A 20,516-nucleotide genomic window follows, 5' to 3' on the forward strand; every position below is an offset into this window, starting at 1 on the left:
TTATTGACGTTCGGCGAGCGAATTGATGTATTGCCATTCGTCAGCAGAAACAGGTTGTACGGACAGGCGCCCCTGTCGAATAAGCGCCATCTCTGCCAGTGGCGATTCCTGCTTGAGTTGTTTTAAACTCAAAACGTTCGCAAAGGTTTTTTTGTGAGCGACATCCACGCAATACCAGCGAGGCTGCTCTTGGGTTGCTTTGGGGTCAAAGCCCGGCTGGTCATCGCGAAACTGTGATGGATCTGGGTAGCTGTCGCTAACGACAATGCCTGTTCCGACGATGCCGGTAAGTTTGCAGCTGCTGTGGTAAAAAAAGAATTCATCACCTTGTTTAATGGCGTCGCGGAGTAGATTGCGTGCTTGATAGTTGCGTACGCCATCCCAGCGACCGCGACCGGTTTTTTCGGCAGCTAAGTCTGCGATGCTGTAGGCGTCGGGTTCGGATTTGAGTAGCCAGTAATTCATCGGAAACCTATTGATTGCAAGAGCATTGGAGATATGCTGCGGCCATAGCGACCGCTTCTTCCTGGCAGCCATGGTCGGAAACATTGAGAAACTGCCGCTCTCGTGATGAGGGAAGCAGTGACCACAGGGCAGACCCGCGTATCACGTAGTGAAGATATCGAACTGATGTCTCGAGATCTGGGTGACCAAAGGACTCATGCTGTTGGTGGTAAAGCCCCAGCATTGTTTGGCAAAAAATCTCTTCTGAGTCCGCTTGAATGTCATACAGCTGTTGATCGACAAAGCGCTGTCGCTCTATTAAGCGCAAGAAGGCGCCGTCGCTACTGGACGATGTATAGATAATTCCAATATGAAAACGGATAACATCGAGGGCGGTGTGATTCGCCTGCAGTAATTGCTCTGCCATCTCATCAATTTGCGACACGCGATTAAATCGATAGTGTTCAAAGAGTGCTCGCACGATGGCGCTCTTGTCGCTAAACAGATTGTAGATCGAACCGATAGAGACGCCTGACTCGCGAGAGATCTGCGCCAGGGTGGTTTCTTCAAAGCTGGTGTTAATAAACAGCTTCATGGCGCAGGAAAGAACCTTTTGCAGCGTCTGTTTACTACGCTTTTGTGCAGGTTTGTAAGCCCAATCTTGTTCGTCGAGCCAATCGATTGAGGAGAAATCCAGTGTGGTGTCGATTTTCGTCATAAGCCAGTATCGGTGGTGGAGATATAGCCAGCGCGGGGCTTGTAGGAATGTTCTGGACGGATCATAGCTAAGCTTTGCTATAACCGATACCTCTGAGTGGTTCCTTGTTTCCGAACATTTTGGTCTACAAGAGCAGTTTACAGCTCACTAAGACTCGGGTTAGGATCTTAATTAGAATAACGTTCTAAAAATAATTTCGTACCCTACATGCCCGTTGTTTAGCGTTGGTATGCCAAGTGTGACTTGCGTGTTAAGTGCTAACGGCTGTTAAGTGCGAATCGTTTTTAAGAGTGAATGGTGTGTTGGCTGATAATAATGGAGAAAATGATGGCAGCAACTCAAGTTAAGATTCCCCTGGAAGAACGCCTTGCATTGCAGGATCTAATGACGGATTACTGTTATGCGGTCGATGCATTGGATCAGGTCGATACACTCTTGGATTTGTTTACCGAAGATGCGGTATTGGATTTCTCCGATATCGGATTGCCAGCAATGCACGGGCGTGCCGAATATAAAAACTTTTACGACAGTGTGTTTGCGGATATGACCCACCACACTCACTACATTTCCAATTTTAGAGTTGAATCCTACTCAGGTGATGGCGCGGTGATGCGCGCTTACGTACAGGGATTGGGGCGCTCCAGTGATGGCAATGAAGTTCTCGTTCACGTGCGTTATCGAATGACGTGTGTAAAAACCGACGATCAATGGAAGTGTACCCGTTATCAAATATTACAAGGTATGCCCATGCCAGGATCCTTGGATGAGATTCACGGGCAGAGGTGATTGCCTGTCATCAAAAAGGCGCTCGTTTTCCCATCTTTTACTGCTGTGACTTTTTGTGAGTTGCCTCGAAAGGCTTGTTCACCCTTTTCGATGTTACTCCGTCTCTTGAACTACGATAACGAATAATGACGGCTTGCCGCCGAAGGAGATATTTATGGGTACTCAGGAATCCATCATTCACAAGAGCTCTTATCCTACGCATCCGGATGCAGAGATTCCTGCAGCCCGTGGAGACAAAATTGGTGGTGATCGCTATTGGTCAAAGGACTTTGCTGATCGCGAGTGGGAGCGCATGTGGAAAAAGATCTGGCACGTCGGGGGAAGAGTTGCACAACTGCAAGAAGTTGGCGATTTCATCGTTCATAATTTTCGGCATGAGTCGGTGTTGATGGTCAAGCAGTCAGACGGTTCTGTCATAGCGTTTTTCAACGTCTGTATGCATCGCGGAAATCAATTGGTCAGTGTTGATGAGGGTGGCGTTAGCGCGTTTACCTGCCCATATCATGGGTGGAAGTGGGGGTTGGATGGCGCGTTGGAATGGGTACAGGATGCCGAAGATTTTCCGCAGGGTAATCCCTGTGGAAAATTACACTTGAAAGAATTGAAGTGCGATACCTGGGGAGGATTTATTTTCTGGTCGTTTAATCCTGAGGCCAAACCCCTGTTAGAGTATCTGGATCCGATTCCTCAGTTATTAGGCAACCGTGATTTGGATAACCATACTCGGGTGGTCTGGAGAACACTTCGCGTTAATACCAACTGGAAGTTCGCCTCCGATAATTTTAATGAGGCTTACCACATCCCGGCGGTACATCCTCAGTTTGAACCCATGATCGATGATCATTATTCGACATCGATTTTTGAGATGTATCCCAATGGTCACAATCGTATGATCGAAAAACTACAACCGTCTTCTCGCTCCGAGTTTAAAAATGAGGTGCAGCCGTTGTGGGCATCCGTATTGGAAGAATGGGATATAGATCCCCAGGATTTTAACGGGCGGGCGCAAGACGGTCGGCTCGCGTTGCAGGAGGCTCGTCGACGTCTAGGTCCCGAGCGAGGCTATAACTATTTCGACAAGCTAACTGACGATGAGTTAACCGATCAGATGCATCACACCTGCTTTCCAAATTTAACGTTGACGGGAACACCGGAAGGGCTACACGTCTTTCGTACGGAACCGGATGCAGAAGATCCCAATTGGTCGACGTTCGATTATTGGTATTTGGTGCCGGAAGTAAAAGGCGCAGAGGAAGTCGCGACACTTTACGGCATGCGTCCATATGAAGAAGCGGAACAAGAGGAAGACGATTATGCTGATTATGAAGCCGCTCTCGATCAAGGGGATTTTTTAACCCAGGATCTTTCCCTGGCGGTAACCCAGCAGCGGGGGTTGCGCTCCATGGCATTCGATGACTGCTATCTAGCCGGTCAGGAAACTCGCGTTCGTCGCTTTCATGAAGTCATTAATGACTATTTGGAAGGTCGGCGTTAATTGACGCTTTTCGGGTATTTTACTCCCGAGAAAGTGTGTAATGGGTTCATTGATTTCGACACACAAGTAGCTCTTTAATTTGAAATCCTTGTCGGCGCCAGTGGGCTGCCCGCTCAGCACAAGATATGCTCTGATTCGGTATTTCACGTGCCATTAGGTGGTGAAGCAAACTGTGACGGTATCTAAGGCCCGTGAATCTCTGTAGGATGACATGATCGGCGTCTGAAGCAGGTGACTGTTTAATCCTCTCTCCTTTTTGCGCTGTCTCAGACGACTCGCGAGGAAGGTTGCTATGGTTACCAACGAAATGTTCGAATATGTGTTTGTTCTCTATAACAACAGTCGGGTCACAACTGTGATTGGCTACGCGGATTACGACAGTACTATGCGGGCCTTTCATCAAAGTTGTGCGGAGGCGGGTGCCAGTTGGGGGCACGCCTTTAAAGGTGATGGCACCCCGCTCGGCAGTTATGGTGTTCAAGCTTAACCTTTAGGCTGATAGATCGGCCTTAATCAACTGCGCTGCTCGATAACCGAGCGCCATTGCGGGGGCATTGGTGTTGCCGGAGATGGTGCCGGGCATGGCAGAACAGTCTGCTACCCGCAAACCCTCAACGCCTTTTACACGAAGGCGACCGTCCAAAACAGCATTGGCATCTCCTCCCATACGACAGCTCCCTGTACCGTGCAGCCCACAGGTGGCGAGGCGACGAAACGCATTTAGAATGTCTTCATCTGTTTGCACTTGATTACCCGGTACCATCTCATGGTCGATCAGTTGTGCGAGCGCTGGTTGTTCGGCAAATTGCCGCATGTAGCGAACGGTTTGCACAGCCCGCTGTCGATCCTGAGGGTGAGTCAGCCAATTGGGTTCGACGATGGCGGGTTTGGCGGAATTTGGGCTGGTAATGCGGATTTCCGTTTCGCTCTGCAAATCTAATAATTGCCCGTAGAGAGACATGCCAGGTTCCGGGTCAATGTCGGACAGGGGCACGGGATGATTGTCATCACTGAGTTTGAATGCATAGCCCGACAAATAGAGTTGTAAGTTCGGCGAGGCGGCCCCGCCAATTTTTGTGAATGCACCCACCTCGAATGGACCTAATGACATGGCTCCGGTTCCGAAGAGCTGTTGCTGAAGAACGCTTTTTGCAAGCCCCAATCCCCGGAAGCAATGCTGATTTCCAAGTCCGTCTTTTTTCAGTCGATAAGACATGGCGAAGGCCAGATGCTCTTTCATGCGGCGTCCAACATCGGGACTTGCTGCAACGATAGGAACATCGGCGTTGTTTAATACTTCTGTTGGGCCGATGCCCGAGAGCTGAAGTAGGCGGGGGCTTTCCATAGCGCCAGCTGAGAGGACGATTTCACAGCGGCTGCGAATTTCCTGACGATGGCCATCGATAGAGACATCAACGCCAATCGCTTTATTCTTATCGAAGACCACCCGATGCACTTGTGCACCGGTCACGACCTTGAGCCCTTTGCCAGCATACGTCTGACTCAGAAAGGCTTTGGCGCCGCTTACTCTGCGGCCGCGTCGGGTATTGTGACTGTAGAGCCCAATGCGCTCCTCATGGCTGTCATTTAAATCTTCAACAACGTCTAGACTGTGTTGGCGCCCGGCTTCCAGGATGGCGTCAACCAATGGGTAGCGGAAGGGGCCTGGGCTGATAGTAACTGGGCCGCCGACACCGCGATTGGTGCTGGCGCCGAGTTGGTGATCTTCGATGGCTTTGAGGGCGGTATTCATGGATTCCCAATTCCAGCCATCACATCCCAAGCGTTCCCAGGCGTCATAATCGGGCGCTTGTCCTCGTGACCAGATCATTCCGTTGATCGCGGATGAGCCTCCCAGTCCTTTGCCTCGAATCCAGACTTCGCCATGATCAGCATCTGGGCTGCGTTTTTGGTCTACCTGATAGACCCAAGTATATGCGGGCATGTTGACCAACTTGGCGATGCCTTTGGGCATGCTTACCAAGGCAGATTGATTGTTTCCACCGGCTTCGAGTAGCAGTATTGAAAAGTTGGTGTTGCGGGCGAGGGTACCGGCAAGTGCGCAGCCGGATGAGCCTGCGCCGACGACAATAACGTCGTATTCCTGTGCAGAGACAGACATGAAAAGGCCTTATTGTTATGTGTTTTATGCTAAATTTTGTCAGATATTAAACAACTATGCCGGTTTATTTTTTATATGACAAGCGTTCTTTTTAAGCGGTCGGTGGCGTTAGGTGGTGGGGTAGATATAAGTAATTTGAATGGCTCAAATAGAGATCTTCGATTGGAGTAATTTCGTGGCTGTCGGCAAGATAACGCTTTAACACGATTTAGAGATTTTCGAAGGAATATAGAATGAGTGATATTGAGTGGCCGGGGGACTATTTACCCGGTATGACCGATAACTTTGTATCGAATGAAGTGGTTGTCACAGGGGTGGAGCTGGCGAAGGTTTGGTCCTACTTATGCGATACCCGCGCCTGGCCCAAGTACTATCAGAACGCGAGCGAGATACGCTTTTACAATGATGCAGGTCCTCAATTAACCGCAGGTGCACGTTTTCGATTCACAACCTTTGGTTTTCCGGTGGAAGCGGAAGTGGTGGAATTTGTAGCACCCGATGCGAATCATCCAGGCCGGGTTGCTTGGCATGGTTGGGTGGAAGGTGACTCAGAAGGGCGTTTGGATGTTCATCACGCCTGGTTGCTGGAATCGTTACCCGGCGATCGTTTGCGGGTGCTGACCCAGGAAACTCAGAATGGTGCACCTGCCAGAGAACTTGCGGCGACGCTTCCCAATCCCATGTTGAATGCTCACCAGGATTGGTTGAATGGCCTGATACAAGCGACCAAATCTCAATTGAATGTCACTGGCTGACAGCTTTAAACGTTGAGTGATTAACGGTTTTGCAAATTCGACAGGAGCAGTAGATGAAAACAATTGCATTTCTGGGGTTGGGGGCAATGGGACGACGCATGGCGGCCAGATTGTTGAAGGCGGAGTATTCGGTACGCGTCTGGAATCGCTCCGCGGATGTATGCGAACAGCTAACAAAGCCTGGGGCAGTGCTCGCCGGTGCCATTTCGGCACCTACCCCCAAAGATGCTGCGACCGGCGCAGATGTGGTTTTGGCGATGGTGCGGGATAACGACGCATCCCAATCGGTATGGTTGGATCCAGAGGTTGGAGCGTTGGCGGGAATGTCATCGGGAAGCCTTGCGCTCGAGTGTTCAACCATTACAGGGGAATGGGCCAAGACGTTAGGGGCCCGCTTGTCTGACGCAGGGGTGGGATTTCTGGAAGCTCCCGTCAGCGGCAGTCGCCCCCATGCGGAAGCCGGCCAATTGGTTTTTCTGGTCGGTGGCGATTCCGCATTGATCGAGCGCGAGCGGCCTTTGTTTGAATCAATGGGGAGTGCGGTTAGCCATTGCGGGCCTTTAGGTGCCGGGGCGCAAGCAAAATTGGCAACCAACACGCTTATGGGGGTGCAGCTGACGGCTCTGGCGGAATTGATTGGCGAGCTTAAACGACAGGGGGCTGATGTTGAGCAGGTGCTTAGTGCAGTTGCCTCTACCCCGGTTTGGAGTGGTGTTGCCGGCTACCTGAGCAGTTCTATGATGCATGAGAATTTCTCTCCCTTGTTCCCGGTAGCTTTAATTGAAAAAGACTTCGGCTATGCGCTGGCTCAGCTGCCGTCATCTCAGGCGCCAACCTTGACCGCTGCCCGCAATGTGTTTCGCGCAGGGATCGAGGCAGGGTATGGAGAGGACAATATGACCTCAATCGTACGCCTGTTTACTTCAGAGGTGTAATTTTCCAGTCGTTTCATATTTCACGTTTGCGGATTGACATTTGTTAATGCGCCTGTGGCTAAGTTTTTCTAGTGTCGATCGAGCATTCATCCGCTTGTCATATTTCCCGATCCACACTGCATAAGGAAACGGCCGTGATACTAGAACGACTCAAAAAATGGTGGTCTCTCGATCCCAACGAAGAAGCCGCCAGTGCGGATAACCCGCTGACCCCGTTAACGGATAGTCAGCGCCGTAATTCTTTGCCTCTGCTGGCCCTGGCCTTCGGTTGGGGCTTTCTGGTAACCGGATTGCTAACCGGTGGCGCGTTGGGCCAGGGCTTACCCTTCTGGCCTGATCTTATGATGGCGTCCTTTCTGGGGAATGCGATGAACTTCGTGATTGGTGCGCTGGTGGGGTTTATCGGTTTTAAAACCGCGTGTAATACCGGGCTTCTGTATCGCTTCACCTACGGCAATATTGGTGCCTACATACCTGTCCTGTTCGTAGCCATGCTCACCATTGGTTGGCAGGGTATTACGGTGGGCGCGTTTGGTTTCGCCTGGGCACAGTCTTTTGACAGCGCGACCTTTTATGCGGTCGCGATCTTTGCTGGGCTGCTCTACACAGCAACAACCTATCTTGGTGTTGCCGCATTGGAAAAAGTCAGCATGCCGTCGGTGTTAATGCTGGTTGGTGTCGGCATCTATGCGACCTGGCTGAACATCGACAAAACCGGTGGCTGGGAACCGTTTCTCGCGATGTCGGCTGAAAAGGCCGCGGCGGCGCCGTTATCGATGACTGAAGCCATTAATTTGGTGGTTGGCTCCTGGATTGTCGGTGCCATCATCATGGCGGACTACACCCGCTTCGCTCGGAAAGCGTGGGTTGCGATTGCGATTCCCTTTGTGGTGCTGATTATCTCCCAGTGGTTTTTGCAGATCATTGGATCGACCGGCGGTATTGTCTCTGGCACCTACGAATTTACGACCTATATGTTGGAGCAGGGGCCGATCATCGGCTTTATCGGTTTGATCGCCATGAGCCTCGCCTTGTGGACCACGGGTGATACCAATCTCTATGCACCCGCTGTACAAACGGCGGGCGTGTTTCGTCGCCCCAAACGCGTCACGACGTTGATCTGTGGGTTGCTGGGCACAATTCTTGGGCTGGGGGTGTATCAGCATTTTCTCAGCTGGATAAATTTATTGGCCGCTCTGGTGCCACCGCTGATCGGACCGATTGTGGTGGATTACTATCTGGTGAATCGTATGCGCTATGATCCCTCACGGCTTACGCATCTGCCAAAGTGGAACCCCATTGCGATTCTCGCCTATGTGGTCGGTGCTGCGGCTGCCTATGCGTCTGGTGAAGGGGTCAGTCTCCCGGGTTCCGGTGCGCTCTTCCCATCGCTGTATGGACTGCTGGTGTCTATGATTGTCTATGCGGTCGTATTTTATCTGGCGAAGATGGCCGGTGTTCATGTAGGCCACGCAGCGTTGGCAGCGCCAGATCAAAACGCCTGATGAGGCTCGGGTAAAGAAGGTGTCTAGGCGCCTTCTTTGCCCACAGTGCCGAACTCTACCGGAATCACCGTATAAAAAATCGAAACGGCTTCCTGCTCCAAATACTCAAACAATCTCTGACGTTGTTCCTCATTGACCACCATGACAACTTGAATGGGTTGTTCTGCGACACTGTACATATTAATCGCATGAATTTGTTGGTCGTGTCCCTGGCCCTCGAGAGCCCCCAGCAGGGTAACGCCGGGGAGACCGAGTTCGCCTGCTGCTTCAAATAACCATTGGGCAATGGAACGCTGCTTGTAACTGCGATCCTGTTGGGTAAAAAACGTAATTTGATAGCCTTGATGCACTGTAGGCCTCCTCAAGTTAAATGTTCAGTCCGTGTGAATTTTGGGTTGTACAGACATACCCACCCGCAACATTGAAGATTCCGGCTGGCCACTGTTTACTCGAATTCGAACCGGCAGTCTTTGAACAATTTTGGTGAAGTTGCCAGTCGCGTTATGGGGAGAAACTTCAGAAAAACTGACACCGGAAGCCGGCCCGACTTGGTCGACAATGCCCGCCAGTTTGGCGCCCGGCAGAGCATCCACACGGATATCCACCTTCTGGCCAGGGTGAATGTTGACAAGTTGTGTCTCGCGGAAGTTTGCTTCGACATACAAGCCCTGGGTGGGGACAAGGGTGATTTGCGCTTGCCCAATCTGGACATAGCTACCCACACGTGGCAAACGTTGGGCGACGATACCTGCGGAAGGGGCCGTGATCTTCGCATAGGACAGATTGAGTTCTGCCTGTGATTCTGTGGCTTTCGCCGCATTCAGGTTAGCCTGAGCACTTTTTAGTTGCGCTTCGATAACGGCAGTTTGCTGTCGCGCCGCCAGAAGGGCTTCGGAATCCCGCTGATGGGTGGCTTCCTGTACTTGAAGCTCCGCGTCTGCCTGTTGTTGATCCTGAACGGTTCCAGAGCCATCTTTGGCGAGATTCTCGAAGCGAATTTGGTTGGTTTTAGCCAGCTCTAAATTGGCTTTGTCCAATTGCAAGGTCGCTTCTGCCTGACGGATGCTGTTGCCGTGAGCGTTGAGTTCCGCGGTCAACTCTTCGACGATGGCGGCCGCATTTTCCGTTGCTGCTTGCGCATGTTGCAATGCGATTTTCAGATCTCGGTCATCGATTGTGAACAGTAGATCGCCGGCATTCACCTGGTCATAGTCTTTGACATTAACACTGGCAATTGTACCTGCAATTCGGGAGGCAATCGTTGTCATGTCCGCTTTTACGTAGGCGTCGTCGGTCGCCTGGGTGGTGGCGAGAGAGGGGGATCGATTTGCGTAGATGGCAGCGCAGGCAGCAGCAATAATGACGATGCCGCCGGTAAGAATTTTCTGAGGAGTTTTCATGGTGGTGGTTTGTACCTATTCTTTAGATAGCTGGCCGCTTTAACTGCCGCGAGCCTGCTGGGGCAGAGTGGTGGTTGGCGGCGCGATGTAATTGAGGCAGAGAACTGCCGGTATCAGTGCGATCAGTAGAAACATAAAGATCCTGTAAGTATCTGCGCTGGCGAGAACGCTGGCCTGGCTGGCAATAGTGGTTGAAAGCTCTGAAGGCAGCATGCTGTTGCTGTTGTGGGTGAGCCATTGGCCGGCTTGATTGATAAGCATGTCGCTGTGAAACGTCGACCTTTCCAGGCTAATTTGCCCGGTAACGGCTCCGCTGATCAAAGTCCCGATCACACGTAACGCGTTGATAATTCCCGCGACAAATGGGCCTTCCATCGGTTGTACAACGCTGGTCGCTAAAAAGAGCAGGCAGACAACAGCAATGGGTTGGCCAATGGCTTGAAGTGTCTGCGCCCAGAAAAACTCTGCGACCATCCATTCTGATGTGACCTGAGAACCCAGGTAGCAGGCGCCAGCGAGAATGGAAAGCCCGACGGCAAACAGGTAACGGGCATCGATCCATTTTTGATACAGCAATATGGCAACCACTGAGCCAAGTAGAATTTGTGGGAGGCCAACGGATAATCCCAGCCAGGTCAATTGCTCAACCCGAAAACCCTGGGTGTGTTCCAGAATCGATGTTGGCAGTGATACGCCGCTGGTCATTCCGATCAGCAGCAAAAAGAAAACGATAAAGCCGAGTCCCAGGTTGCGGCGGCTGAGCAATTGCAGGCGCATAAACGGGCTGGGATGAAACCACTCAGTGAATAAAAAGGTAAGCGTTAGAAGGCCGCCCACCGACAGCAACGTGCGCTCCAGTGGCGAATGCCACCATTCCAGTCTTACACCATGGGCAATGCCGGTGGCCAGTAAGGCCATGCCAGGAATGCCAAACGCCATGCCAAACCAATTTGCCTGTTTTATGCGAGGCAATGCGAGTGGCAATTTGGGAATGCCGTAAAACACCAGGGCGCCTGCGATTAGGCCAAGAGGAATAATTTGCCAATAGAGCCAGACAACCGATACGGGATCGTCAATGAGAACGGCGGCGAGCCAAAGGCTGATGTTGGGCGCGAGTGTTGCTGTCATCGCATAGAGCGCCAATCCATGCAGGCGGACGTTGATGGGCATAAAACGCAGCGCGCCCATCATCAATAACGGAATGAGCGCGCCGGAAAAAATACCTTGGATCAGGCGCAATCCTGCCAGCCAGTGAAAATCGTGGATGAACGGCATAATTGTCGCCATGCCTAACATGCCGGCGAGCATCGACAGGTGAAAGCGTCGAAACGAAAACGTCACCGCAAACCAGCAGGAAAATGGCATGGCAATCAATTCGCCGGCGGTAAACATTGAGTCCAGCCAGGTGCTTTGGTCGTAGCTGATACCGAGATGTCCGCGGACGTCGGCCAACAGCAGTCCGGGAACGCGACCGTTTAATCCTGTCGCCATTGCGGCCAGCAGAACACCCAACAGGCCGAGTGCCAGTCGAGGCGTAAACGGAATCGGTGGCGGGGGCCCAGGAGGCTTGGTGTTGGTACGCGAATCAGTCATTGGCCTTGCCCGACATAGACGCAGAGGCTGTCGATACCGTCAGCGGTGACATGGTGCTGTTGTTTTCGACCGTCGCGGAATCCATGGCGCTCTGCCAGCCGCTGCCCACTGCGCGATAAAGGGCGACGGTGGATAATAAGCTGCCGGTATGGGTGATATCTTGCGATTGGCGTGCACGCAGTTCCGCCAGGCGGGCACTCAAAACGGTGATTTGACTTGCGTGACCTTGATCGAACGCCCGCTTTGCACTGAACAGGGCTTGACTGCTGTGAGCGAGCGCATTATCCATGTCCGTTTCGCGATCAAGGGCGTTACGATATTCACTAAGAGCATTGGCGATTTCGTGCCAGGCGTTGAGAACAACACGCTGATAGTTGATCGCAGCAGATTGCTGCTGGGCCTGGGTGAGTTCCAGCATTCGGCGCAGTCGGCCACCTTGAAAAATAGGTAGATAGAGCGAGGGACCAACAGCAAAGGTCCGTGAGCTCCAGTTGCCGAGGTCCGACAATTCAAAGGCTTCGTATCCGCCGCTGGCGCTTAACTGAATACGTGGGTAAAAGTCCGCGCGAGCGGCACCGACATCTGCGATTGCCGCCTGTAGTTGTGCGGCAGCTTGCTGAATATCCGGTCGCTGTTTAGCCACGGTGGAATCAAGACTGAGCGGAATCTGGTCAGGCAGTTGCGGGCTTTGTGACTCAGTATTCAGGAGCGAATCCAGGCTACCAGGCTTTTTACCCAATAGCAGCGCCAGGTTGCTGGCAAACTGATGTCGCTGATTGCGCAAGGGGGGCAAGGTGGCATTGGCGGCATCCAGCTTTGCGCGAACGGCTTCGGTCTGGAAGCGGGTGCCCATGCCGTTTCTCTCCCGGCTCACCTGCAGCGTGAGTAAATCCTGGTGAATTCGGACCTCTTCCTCGGCGAGAGCGAGTTGACGTTCTGCGCTGCGCAATAACCAATAATTGCTCGCTACATCGGCCAGCGTGGTAACGCGGATTCCGGCGGCGGTGTACTGGCTCGCGAGATAGCGAGCCCTGGCGGCATCGGTCAGTTGTTGTAAATGGCCCCAGAGGTCAGCCTCCCAGCTGGCAGCGGCGCCGAGCGTCCAATAATCCGTTGGTTGGGTCGGTGCGCCCAATAGCGCCATGCGCGAATGTTCGCTCAGTCGACTTCTTGAGTAATCCCCAGCGACCCCGACCTGTAGGCCTTGTGAAGATTTCTGTAGTCCGAGACTGGCTCTGCTTTGCTCCACCCGCGCTGCCGCATCGCGAATATCCAGGTTGGATGAGATCGCGATCTCCTGCAGAGCATTCAGGGTTGGATCCTGAAACACTTGCCACCATTTCTCAGGTGCTTCTTGCTCGGTAAGCAGATCGCGATTCAGGTTGATGGCGCGGAAGTTCGTTGGCGGCTCTGGGGTGTCCGATGGTGCTGGTGGCGTGGCGCACCCTACAAAACTGAGGCTGAGCAAGATGCACAGAGCGATGCGTTTATGGGGAGGCAAACCGTTAACTGTACCAAGTGTACTAAACCGTACGGTACAATTTCTTTTTGTCACTTTGGTGGTGGCCTTTATCACAGTAAAATATGGGTTTTCGTAGGAATTTTCGAATTAAACCGAACGGTACACTTTTTGTCAAGATCAAGATTCGGTATAGTTGTCGCCTCAGAGACGAGCAACGTTAAGAAGGTAGGGCGCCGGTGCAGAAAAATGCGCAAGATAAAAAAGCCATGTTGGTATTGGACGCAGCGTCCAGGGTCTTTTTCGAGCACGGCTTTAGCGCTGCCACAACGGATATGATCCAGAAAGAAGCCGGTGTCTCCAAGGCGACGGTTTACTCTCGGTATGCCAACAAAGAGGCTTTATTTTCCGCCGTGATCAAAGACGCTTGCGGTCGCTTTACGGGGTTGGTTCAGCAGATTCAGGTCACACCAGGGGACATCAACAAAGTTCTTACAGAGATCGGTCATACCTACTTGTCAATTTTATTGACTGCGGAGGCCCTTTCGTTACACCGAGTGGTGTTGGCCGAGGCCGTGAAATTTCCACAACTGGCGCGCTCTTTCTATTTGAGTGGGCCAGCGACAATGACCAAAATTGTTGCCGGTCATCTGCAGCAGGCTGCCGAAGCCGGAGAGATCGACATTCAGCTGCTGGGGCGAGATTCCGCCGCCGCAGTGTTTATGGGAATATTACGGGGTGAAGCGCATATGATGGCGCTAACCCATCCGGAAGCTCAGGCATCGGAAGCACAGATTGATCAGTGGGTAGAAAATGCCGTAACGACATTTCTGCGGGCATATGGGCGTCAGGAGAAATAGCGCGAATCGCCGTTCTTCGATGATCCGCGCTATGGATTGGTGGTTGAGAATCACGCCAGCGCTTGTAAGTTCTCATCGACCAGGTGATAGAACGCATCCACCATGGCATTGGCCACTTGGTGGGGGGCTGTTTCGAAAAAGAGGTCCCAAGTTTCCGATTTGTTGGTGGGTGCTGGTCCGCCGGACTCCCGCAGTTGTATGGCGTGAATGCGTACCGCGTGGCCGATCAAAACATCGAGCACGATAACGCTGTCAAGCTCTAATTGCGGGTTGGCATGGAAGACCGCGGCAAGCGCCTGTAAAGCTTCAACAACAAGCTGTCGATATTCGGGGGCTTGAATAAGATTGAGTTTATCTTCAATCAGCAGCGCGAAGTTTTTCTCCGCGGGGGTCATATCTGCCCGAACAATTTGGCTGTCGATACGGCTCTGGGAGTTGAGCCGGTCGCCGATGACCAAGCCTTCGCAATGCCCAAGACTATCCCAGATTTGTGCGCAAAAATCGTTGCTGAGGCGCACCACGCCGCCGCGAGCTTTACGCCAAGTTAGCCAGCTGTTGTCGGTGGTATCCAAGTCTGGATCATAGTCGCTTTTAAAGCCTACCCGAGTCACATCATCGCCCTGATTGAGAATGTGCAGGGACTCGACGCTACTGAGATGCGACAGGCTATCACCTGTATCGGTTAGCAGGTGATGCAAGCGGTTCATCATTTCCTGTGGGTTCAGTTCCAGCAGTGCATCGAAGGCTTCATCTTCCGTAATCTTTCGTTCCCAGGCGAGCTCACCATTCATTTGCAACAGCAGGTGCCAGCAGTGCAAGGTATAGGTGTTTTTGAATGCATCCGGGTCCGTTTTAATCAGTTTTCCAAGCAGTAAAATCATTTCCTGCAGAAGCACGTGCACGCGAGGATCATCGCCGCCGTAAGCGCGGATACGCTCTACGATTTCACGGTTGACCAGCGGCCTTTGGATCAGCATCTGTTCTGAGAAGGAGCGACCTGCGGCGACGCGCAAACCTCGGATGACGAGACGTTGAAGTTCATCCTGTAGGTGTTCGTCATACCAGCCGAGCAGGGCGACGGCGCGGCGCATAACACCCCAGATTCGCCAGTAGGCCGCACGATGATAAACCTCTTCAGCCAGCTGTCGCAGGCTGGCACCTTCATGTACCGTCTCATCGATATCCAGCCGTGTCCAGAGCACGCCTAGCAAGTCCGCTTGGGCGTAAATATTGGAATCACTGGTCAGTTTTGCTAGGAGTTCTTCGTTGTTCGGATTGTTGCGCCAATGGGTGAGTACACTTGGGTGCACTGTGGCATTGGCCTGATTGTCCTTCGGCAATACGCCATCGCGATCTTCCGGTTTGGCAATGTCATGACGACGCAGTTCAAAGCCATGAAGGTGGTCGATATTTTCTCGCGTGACGGTTGGGAGGTGTTCGGCAACACGGGCCGTGCGGGTTTCGACTTCTTCGCAGAGTCCACTCTGTAATTCTCTCAGCAGTTCCGTCAGCTGCTCATGGCCGGCGGTTGCCAGCATGGAGCGGGTGATCAACACGGTGAGTAGCGGTCTGCCAGGTCTCTGCCAATTGTGCTGAATATGTTTAAGTTCATTGCGAAGTTGCTGCACCAGAAAATGATTATCCAATTCCAGATAAGAGTATCTTGCCTGCAGAAATGGTGGTAAAAAAATCACTTGTTGTCCCCGCAAGATGAACAGCTGCGAGGTGGTTAGCGTGTCGACGGTACGTTCCGGTCGTCCTGTTAATGACAGCTTGCTGTTCGCACCTACCGTGCAGTAAGCTCGAGCAAGGGCTGCAGCAGTGGCGACTTGAATCGGGGCAATTTGCTCCGGTGTTTGGGTAGCGATTCCCTGTTCGTGCAGTTTACTTTGCACCTTCTGATTTTCTGACAGCAGGGTAACCAGAAGCTTACATTTGTGGTTTTCCCGCTGACGCCAACGACGATCCAGCGGGTCTATATCGCTGGGGAACAGGTATTTTTCCCGCAGCAGGTCACCGAGTAAGCTCAAACTTTGAGCCCAAACCAGGGGCAGGTTCTCGTTGGGTTCGCGATCCTGACTGTGGGGGTTTTCTTTTTCTGCGGCTATGGCATCGGCCGGCACCATATAGAGCTCTGGCAACAAGCGCTGACCATCTCGCTCTACAAATAAGGGCTGCAACGCTTTTTGGTAGCGTGCTGCCATTTCGGTGTCGTCGCGCAGAAGACCATCGAGCTGCAAATAGGTAAAAAACAGCGGCCATTCCGATTCAATATTCTCGAAGGCTTGTAATTCCCCGGTCTCGTAATGAAGACGATCGTGGGCTTCGGGAACCGTTTGGTGGCCGTCGCGCAAAAAGCGTTTGCAGCCGTAGCGCCCTTCAAGCTTTTCGACAATGTCACTACGGGTCAGCTCGACCAGTTCAGGATCTTCAATGGCGTAAGCCGGGTAACCGATTATGCTAAGCAGTGCCGCGTCGATCTCTTTAGAAGCGGATTCCCGCGGCAGTAACGCTTCGAGCGTATCCCGAGCATTGGCGATATCGTCCTCAACCACATGAATAACGGACATCTGCCCACCCTCACTGCCAAAGACATCGAAACCGCGCATGGCTTCCAGAGCAGCTTTTGCCATGCCCACAGAGCTGGCGTTAATCTCGGCGTTACCGACATTGGTTTTGGCGCCGCGTTCCCACAAACCAAAATCGGGTGTGAGGTAAGAGCGGCTGATGTAATGCACGAGGTTTTGAATAAAATTGACTTCGTCCAAGGTGTAGATGATGCGTAATCCCGACGCGGTCATCTGCGCGACCATCAGCAGAAACAGAGACGTCGCATCCAATTGCAGATGTCCCCAGGCGTCGTCAGCGACGACCGTATCACCGGTATGGGTATTGTATTTGGCGTGCAGGGCGTCCATAGGGTTGAGGGTATGCTTGAAGGCTTCTACCTTTGCGCTCTGTTTCATCATGCAGATGAGCAAGCCCCTCATGAGCTTGACTACGCTTTGTTCGAGCAGATAGGCGCGGCTGGAATCACAGTCCGCCCGACGGTAGGCCAGTGCTAGCCCCCAGGGTGCCAGAATGCTGTAGACGTTATCCCTCACCCAGGCATCGGTATAGTCGCCGTGGACGGTAACGGCGGTGCTGGCTGGCAATAGGCCGGTGACAGGACTCTGCCTTGAGAGGATAACATCTTGAATTTCTTGATAATACTTATCGAGGGCGATGCGTTTCTGCTCGCTAGAGCGATGGCCGGGCGTGGTAGAGGTATCCATTTGATCCTTTAACAACTGGTGGGCGTCAAGAGAGTGATGTTCTCCGGAAATGGTGGGTGGTGCAAGGGGGAGTACCCTTGGCTGTGATAATGCAATCCGGTGTGTAAATTCGGGCGTTCTAGCTTTTTGTTTAAAACGTGATCAGTCTGGCTTATAATTTTCAAAGAAACAAACCTACCTTATCTATGAGGCGTTGGACTTACGTTCTAATTGTGGAGCTATGTAGTTATTTCCTCCTTCTTGTACGGCACGACCAGTATTCGCTAAACCGTCAGTAGTCATTGCTGATTTATTGCGAAGGGTAAGTGCTGTCTTTCCACTGGTAATAATAAATATACCGCTAGGCTTTGAGTTAGGGGTATTGGGAAGTTAAGGAGATAGGGAATGAACAGTCAACGGTTCAAATACCCTCGTACACCTCACCTTCCGTGGTCTCCGGGATATACCGCCGACGATATTCGGCGCACGGAGTCTCATGGATTTGAGAATAAAGATATTGTCATCACTGAAAAGATGGACGGCGAATGTACGACCATCTATCGGGATTACATACATGCGCGCTCCATCGACAGTCGCCACCACCCATCCAGAACGTGGGTTAAAGGGTTGCAGGCCCGTCTAGCGGCAGACATTCCTGAAGGGTGGCGTATATGCGGAGAAAATCTGTACGCAAAACACTCGCTCTTTTATTCAGATTTAGAGAGTTATTTTTATGTGTTTGCCCTTTGGGATGACAATAATCGCTGCTTGAGTTGGCGTGAAACGCTTGAGTGGGCGGAGCTGTGGCAGCTTCATACCGTGCCTGTTATTTATAAAGGGCGCTGGGATGAACAGTTTGTGCGGAATATCCAAGTCGATACCGACAAGGTGGAAGGCTATGTTGTTCGAACCGCAGAGGGTTTCCATTATTCGGAATTTCAAAACCATTTCGCTAAATGGGTAAGAACAGACCACGTCCAAACCGACACTCATTGGATGGCGCAAGATGTCGTCCCCAATAGGTTGAAATCTATGGAGGGCGCTGACGATGAATAGGAAGGATTGGCTCCACTCCTTGGCGTTAAGCGGGACGCCATCAATGGATGAGTGCGTTGAAAAACTCGGTGATGACTTTCCGCTCTTGTATCAGTTCAAAACGACAGAACAGGACCCGCAGTGGCATGGGGAAGGTGACGTTTATATCCATACCGGTATGGTGTTGGATGAGTTGTACACATTGCTTGATTGCGAGGCTTGCCATATTCAAGGAGAGCGACGCCAGGCGCTCGTGCTCGGCGCTCTTTTGCATGATATTGCCAAGCCACTCACCACTCGAAGAAAACCAGTGCGCGGCGTTGAGCGAGTCGTAGCAACAAGGCATGAGGCGATGGGGCGATCCTACGTTGCCCATCGTCTGCTTGATCTGGAACTGTCGCGAAAGGTGGTTGAGTGGGTTATGGGGCTGATTGGTGAGCACCATATGCCCAAGCTACTGGTGATCAAACAGATGGATTCGGGAGAGTATTGGAAGCTCGCTCGAAAAGCGCCTGTGGATCTGCTCTATTGGCTTGAAGTGGCGGATATGAGGGGGCGCGTTTGTGACGATCTTAGGGAGCAGCTCGACTTGCTGGAGCAGTTTCGTTTGTTCAGTGAAGAGTACGACGTTTGGGAAGCGCATAAACCGCTGCAGCAACTTCGCCGAGACATGGCGCCAGTACTAAACGATGTGCCGCTAAGAACAAAAGAGATGATCTTTGCTCGAACAATGCGAGACTTCGAGGAGGGCGATATCGCAACCCCAGAAGAAGGCATTGCACGCACCTACGCACTTCGAGAGGGATTCAGCGAAGTGTATGTCTTGTATGGCCCAAGTGGATCGGGAAAGTCGACGTGGATTAAGCAATTCGATGTTGAGTGCGAGATCATCTCTCTTGATGAATTGCGACAAGAGATTAACGGTGACAGAGTTGATCAATCCAACATCGGGCAAATTCTCAATGTTGCTCGCGAAAGGCTTAAAGGTCATTTGCGAGCCAAGAAAAATGTTATTTGGGATGCCACAAACTTGCGAGAAGACTTCAGGCAGCGCATCTGTCGAATCGCGTTTGATTATCAGGCCCTGGTAACGATGGTTGTTTTTCACAAATCTGAGTCTCAGATTTTTAGGGACAACAAAAATCGACTTTATCCAGCGCCTGAAGACGTTCTTCGCAAGCAGCTAGACCAATTGGAGTGGCCTTTGCCAGAGGAGGCACACCGCTACTGGGTTATTGATGGAAGTGGCAAACTAATCCGGCAGTCGGGTAATTACCAGGATACTGGCAGTTATGACATTCATTAAATACCCAAAAACGCAACATATTGAAGGGTCCAAGTTTACTTGTGACCCTGTCAATTTGAAGAAAGTAAAACTTGCGTCTGTGCAGGGAAAGCATTTGGTTATTGAAGAGAAAATGGACGGCACTCAAGTCGGCATCTTCTTTGAAAGTGCCCACCGCCCACGAATCCAAAGCCGAGGCCATTTCGTCGATGAGCTGTACAACCCAGAATTTGATCTTCTGAAACGATGGGTTGCAACTTACCGTTTGCCACTGTGGGAGGTGTTGGGTGATCGGTATATTCTGTTCGGAGAATGGCTCTACGCCAAACACACCATTTTCTATGACGCATTGCCGGACTATCTCTTGGAATACGACATCTTTGACAGATTATCCGGCGTCTTTCTTAGCACTGACCGCAGAATAGAGCTGCTTAGCAGTTTGACGTTTCTGCATTCAGTGCATGTCGTTGGGCGGGGTGCCTATTCATACGCTGACGAACTTTATGAGCTGACCGGGCCGTCACACTTTATCTCGCCGGAACAAAAAGACATCTTTGTAGAATCTGTTATGCAGAAAAATCAGACCCTCGATAAGTCTCTGCAGCAAACGGACTTAACGGGAACGATGGAAGGCCTTTATATCAAAGTTGAGCAAGACGGGGTTGTTGAAGGGCGTTTTAAGTTTATATGCGCGGGGTTTCTTTCGACAATCAGTCGCCAGCAAGATCATTGGAAAGGACGACCGCTAATACAAAACCAGTTATCTTTGGGGAAGTTATCTGGATAGGCAACGTAGGGTTTTCAGAGTTCTTGAGCTGTGTCGTTGTTGGTTATGAGGTTCTTCTAGTCTTTATTTAATATGTCGATGTC

General features: G+C 51.7%; 18 protein-coding genes. 10 read left to right on the forward strand and 8 right to left on the reverse strand.

Annotated elements, in window-relative coordinates; all coding sequences use genetic code 11:
- Positions 1-465, reverse strand: a complete 465-nt coding sequence (locus tag ACXAFR_RS19130) for an EVE domain-containing protein (RefSeq protein ID WP_475179729.1) — start codon at positions 463-465, stop codon at positions 1-3.
- Positions 466-472: 7 nt separating this feature from the next.
- Positions 473-1,162, reverse strand: coding sequence for a TetR/AcrR family transcriptional regulator (locus ACXAFR_RS19135; protein ID WP_475179730.1), 690 nt, complete (start codon positions 1,160-1,162; stop codon positions 473-475).
- A gap of 327 nt (positions 1,163-1,489) precedes the next feature.
- Here ACXAFR_RS19135 and ACXAFR_RS19140 point away from each other — a divergent pair, with 327 nt between their 5' ends.
- The 3 genes from ACXAFR_RS19140 to ACXAFR_RS19150 all read left to right on the forward strand — a co-directional run bounded on the left by ACXAFR_RS19140 (position 1,490) and on the right by ACXAFR_RS19150 (position 3,930).
- The gene (locus ACXAFR_RS19140) at positions 1,490-1,948 is read left to right on the forward strand and encodes a nuclear transport factor 2 family protein (protein WP_475179734.1); all 459 of its coding nucleotides are present in this window, start codon (positions 1,490-1,492) and stop codon (positions 1,946-1,948) included.
- Between the two features lie 154 nt (positions 1,949-2,102).
- Positions 2,103-3,443 carry an aromatic ring-hydroxylating oxygenase subunit alpha gene (locus tag ACXAFR_RS19145; RefSeq protein ID WP_475179736.1) on the forward strand — a complete coding sequence of 447 codons (1,341 nt, stop codon included), beginning with the start codon at positions 2,103-2,105 and terminating at the stop codon, positions 3,441-3,443.
- A gap of 292 nt (positions 3,444-3,735) precedes the next feature.
- Positions 3,736-3,930 carry a hypothetical protein gene (locus ACXAFR_RS19150; RefSeq protein ID WP_475179737.1) on the forward strand — a complete coding sequence of 65 codons (195 nt, stop codon included), beginning with the start codon at positions 3,736-3,738 and terminating at the stop codon, positions 3,928-3,930.
- A 3-nt stretch (positions 3,931-3,933) separates the two neighbouring features.
- Here the strand turns inward: ACXAFR_RS19150 and ACXAFR_RS19155 are convergent, their stop codons facing one another.
- Positions 3,934-5,565 carry a GMC family oxidoreductase gene (locus ACXAFR_RS19155; RefSeq protein ID WP_475179739.1) on the reverse strand — a complete coding sequence of 544 codons (1,632 nt, stop codon included), beginning with the start codon at positions 5,563-5,565 and terminating at the stop codon, positions 3,934-3,936.
- Between the two features lie 233 nt (positions 5,566-5,798).
- Between ACXAFR_RS19155 and ACXAFR_RS19160 the strand changes: the two genes are divergently transcribed.
- The 3 genes from ACXAFR_RS19160 (at position 5,799) to ACXAFR_RS19170 (ending at position 8,760) form a co-directional block, all read left to right on the forward strand.
- Positions 5,799-6,320 (forward strand): SRPBCC family protein, encoded by a 522-nt coding sequence (locus tag ACXAFR_RS19160; RefSeq protein WP_475179741.1) that lies wholly within the window; start codon positions 5,799-5,801, stop codon positions 6,318-6,320.
- Positions 6,321-6,373: 53 nt separating this feature from the next.
- Positions 6,374-7,255 carry an NAD(P)-dependent oxidoreductase gene (locus ACXAFR_RS19165; RefSeq protein WP_475179743.1) on the forward strand — a complete coding sequence of 294 codons (882 nt, stop codon included), beginning with the start codon at positions 6,374-6,376 and terminating at the stop codon, positions 7,253-7,255.
- 134 nt (positions 7,256-7,389) lie between these two features.
- Positions 7,390-8,760, forward strand: coding sequence for a cytosine permease (locus ACXAFR_RS19170; RefSeq protein WP_475179745.1), 1,371 nt, complete (start codon positions 7,390-7,392; stop codon positions 8,758-8,760).
- Between the two features lie 23 nt (positions 8,761-8,783).
- Here the strand turns inward: ACXAFR_RS19170 and ACXAFR_RS19175 are convergent, their stop codons facing one another.
- Genes ACXAFR_RS19175 through ACXAFR_RS19190 form a run of 4 tightly spaced genes read right to left on the reverse strand, consistent with a single transcriptional unit; the run spans position 8,784 to position 13,308 of the window.
- Complete coding sequence (locus ACXAFR_RS19175) at positions 8,784-9,110, reverse strand: DUF190 domain-containing protein (protein ID WP_475179747.1); 327 nt, start codon at positions 9,108-9,110, stop codon at positions 8,784-8,786.
- Between the two features lie 24 nt (positions 9,111-9,134).
- Positions 9,135-10,160: an HlyD family secretion protein gene (locus ACXAFR_RS19180; RefSeq protein ID WP_475179748.1), complete on the reverse strand. Its 1,026-nt coding sequence runs from the start codon at positions 10,158-10,160 to the stop codon at positions 9,135-9,137.
- A 39-nt stretch (positions 10,161-10,199) separates the two neighbouring features.
- Positions 10,200-11,753: an MFS transporter gene (locus ACXAFR_RS19185; RefSeq protein WP_475179749.1), complete on the reverse strand. Its 1,554-nt coding sequence runs from the start codon at positions 11,751-11,753 to the stop codon at positions 10,200-10,202.
- Entirely contained in the window at positions 11,746-13,308 is a 1,563-nt protein-coding gene (locus ACXAFR_RS19190; RefSeq protein ID WP_475179751.1) for an efflux transporter outer membrane subunit, read from the reverse strand. Before ACXAFR_RS19190 ends, ACXAFR_RS19185 begins: the two co-directional genes overlap by 8 nt.
- 143 nt (positions 13,309-13,451) lie before the next feature.
- On the opposite strand from ACXAFR_RS19190, the gene ACXAFR_RS19195 reads away from it, so the two are divergent.
- Entirely contained in the window at positions 13,452-14,072 is a 621-nt protein-coding gene (locus ACXAFR_RS19195; protein ID WP_475179752.1) for a TetR/AcrR family transcriptional regulator, read from the forward strand.
- 50 nt (positions 14,073-14,122) lie between these two features.
- On the opposite strand, the gene ACXAFR_RS19200 is transcribed toward ACXAFR_RS19195, so the two are convergent.
- Positions 14,123-17,347 (reverse strand): phosphorylase b kinase regulatory subunit alpha/beta, encoded by a 3,225-nt coding sequence (locus tag ACXAFR_RS19200; RefSeq protein WP_475179753.1) that lies wholly within the window; start codon positions 17,345-17,347, stop codon positions 14,123-14,125.
- Between the two features lie 384 nt (positions 17,348-17,731).
- On the opposite strand from ACXAFR_RS19200, the gene ACXAFR_RS19205 reads away from it, so the two are divergent.
- From ACXAFR_RS19205 to ACXAFR_RS19215, 3 genes are read left to right on the forward strand one after another with little or no spacing between them, the layout of a single operon-like run.
- Positions 17,732-18,382 carry an RNA ligase family protein gene (locus ACXAFR_RS19205; protein WP_475179756.1) on the forward strand — a complete coding sequence of 217 codons (651 nt, stop codon included), beginning with the start codon at positions 17,732-17,734 and terminating at the stop codon, positions 18,380-18,382.
- Positions 18,375-19,667 carry an AAA family ATPase gene (locus ACXAFR_RS19210; RefSeq protein ID WP_475179757.1) on the forward strand — a complete coding sequence of 431 codons (1,293 nt, stop codon included), beginning with the start codon at positions 18,375-18,377 and terminating at the stop codon, positions 19,665-19,667. The genes ACXAFR_RS19205 and ACXAFR_RS19210 overlap by 8 nt, the downstream gene beginning before the upstream one ends.
- Positions 19,654-20,433 (forward strand): RNA ligase family protein, encoded by a 780-nt coding sequence (locus tag ACXAFR_RS19215; RefSeq protein ID WP_475179759.1) that lies wholly within the window; start codon positions 19,654-19,656, stop codon positions 20,431-20,433. Before ACXAFR_RS19210 ends, ACXAFR_RS19215 begins: the two co-directional genes overlap by 14 nt.
- Positions 20,434-20,516 lie beyond the last annotated feature (83 nt).

This window comes from Pseudomaricurvus sp. ABR4_320 (assembly GCF_056159445.1).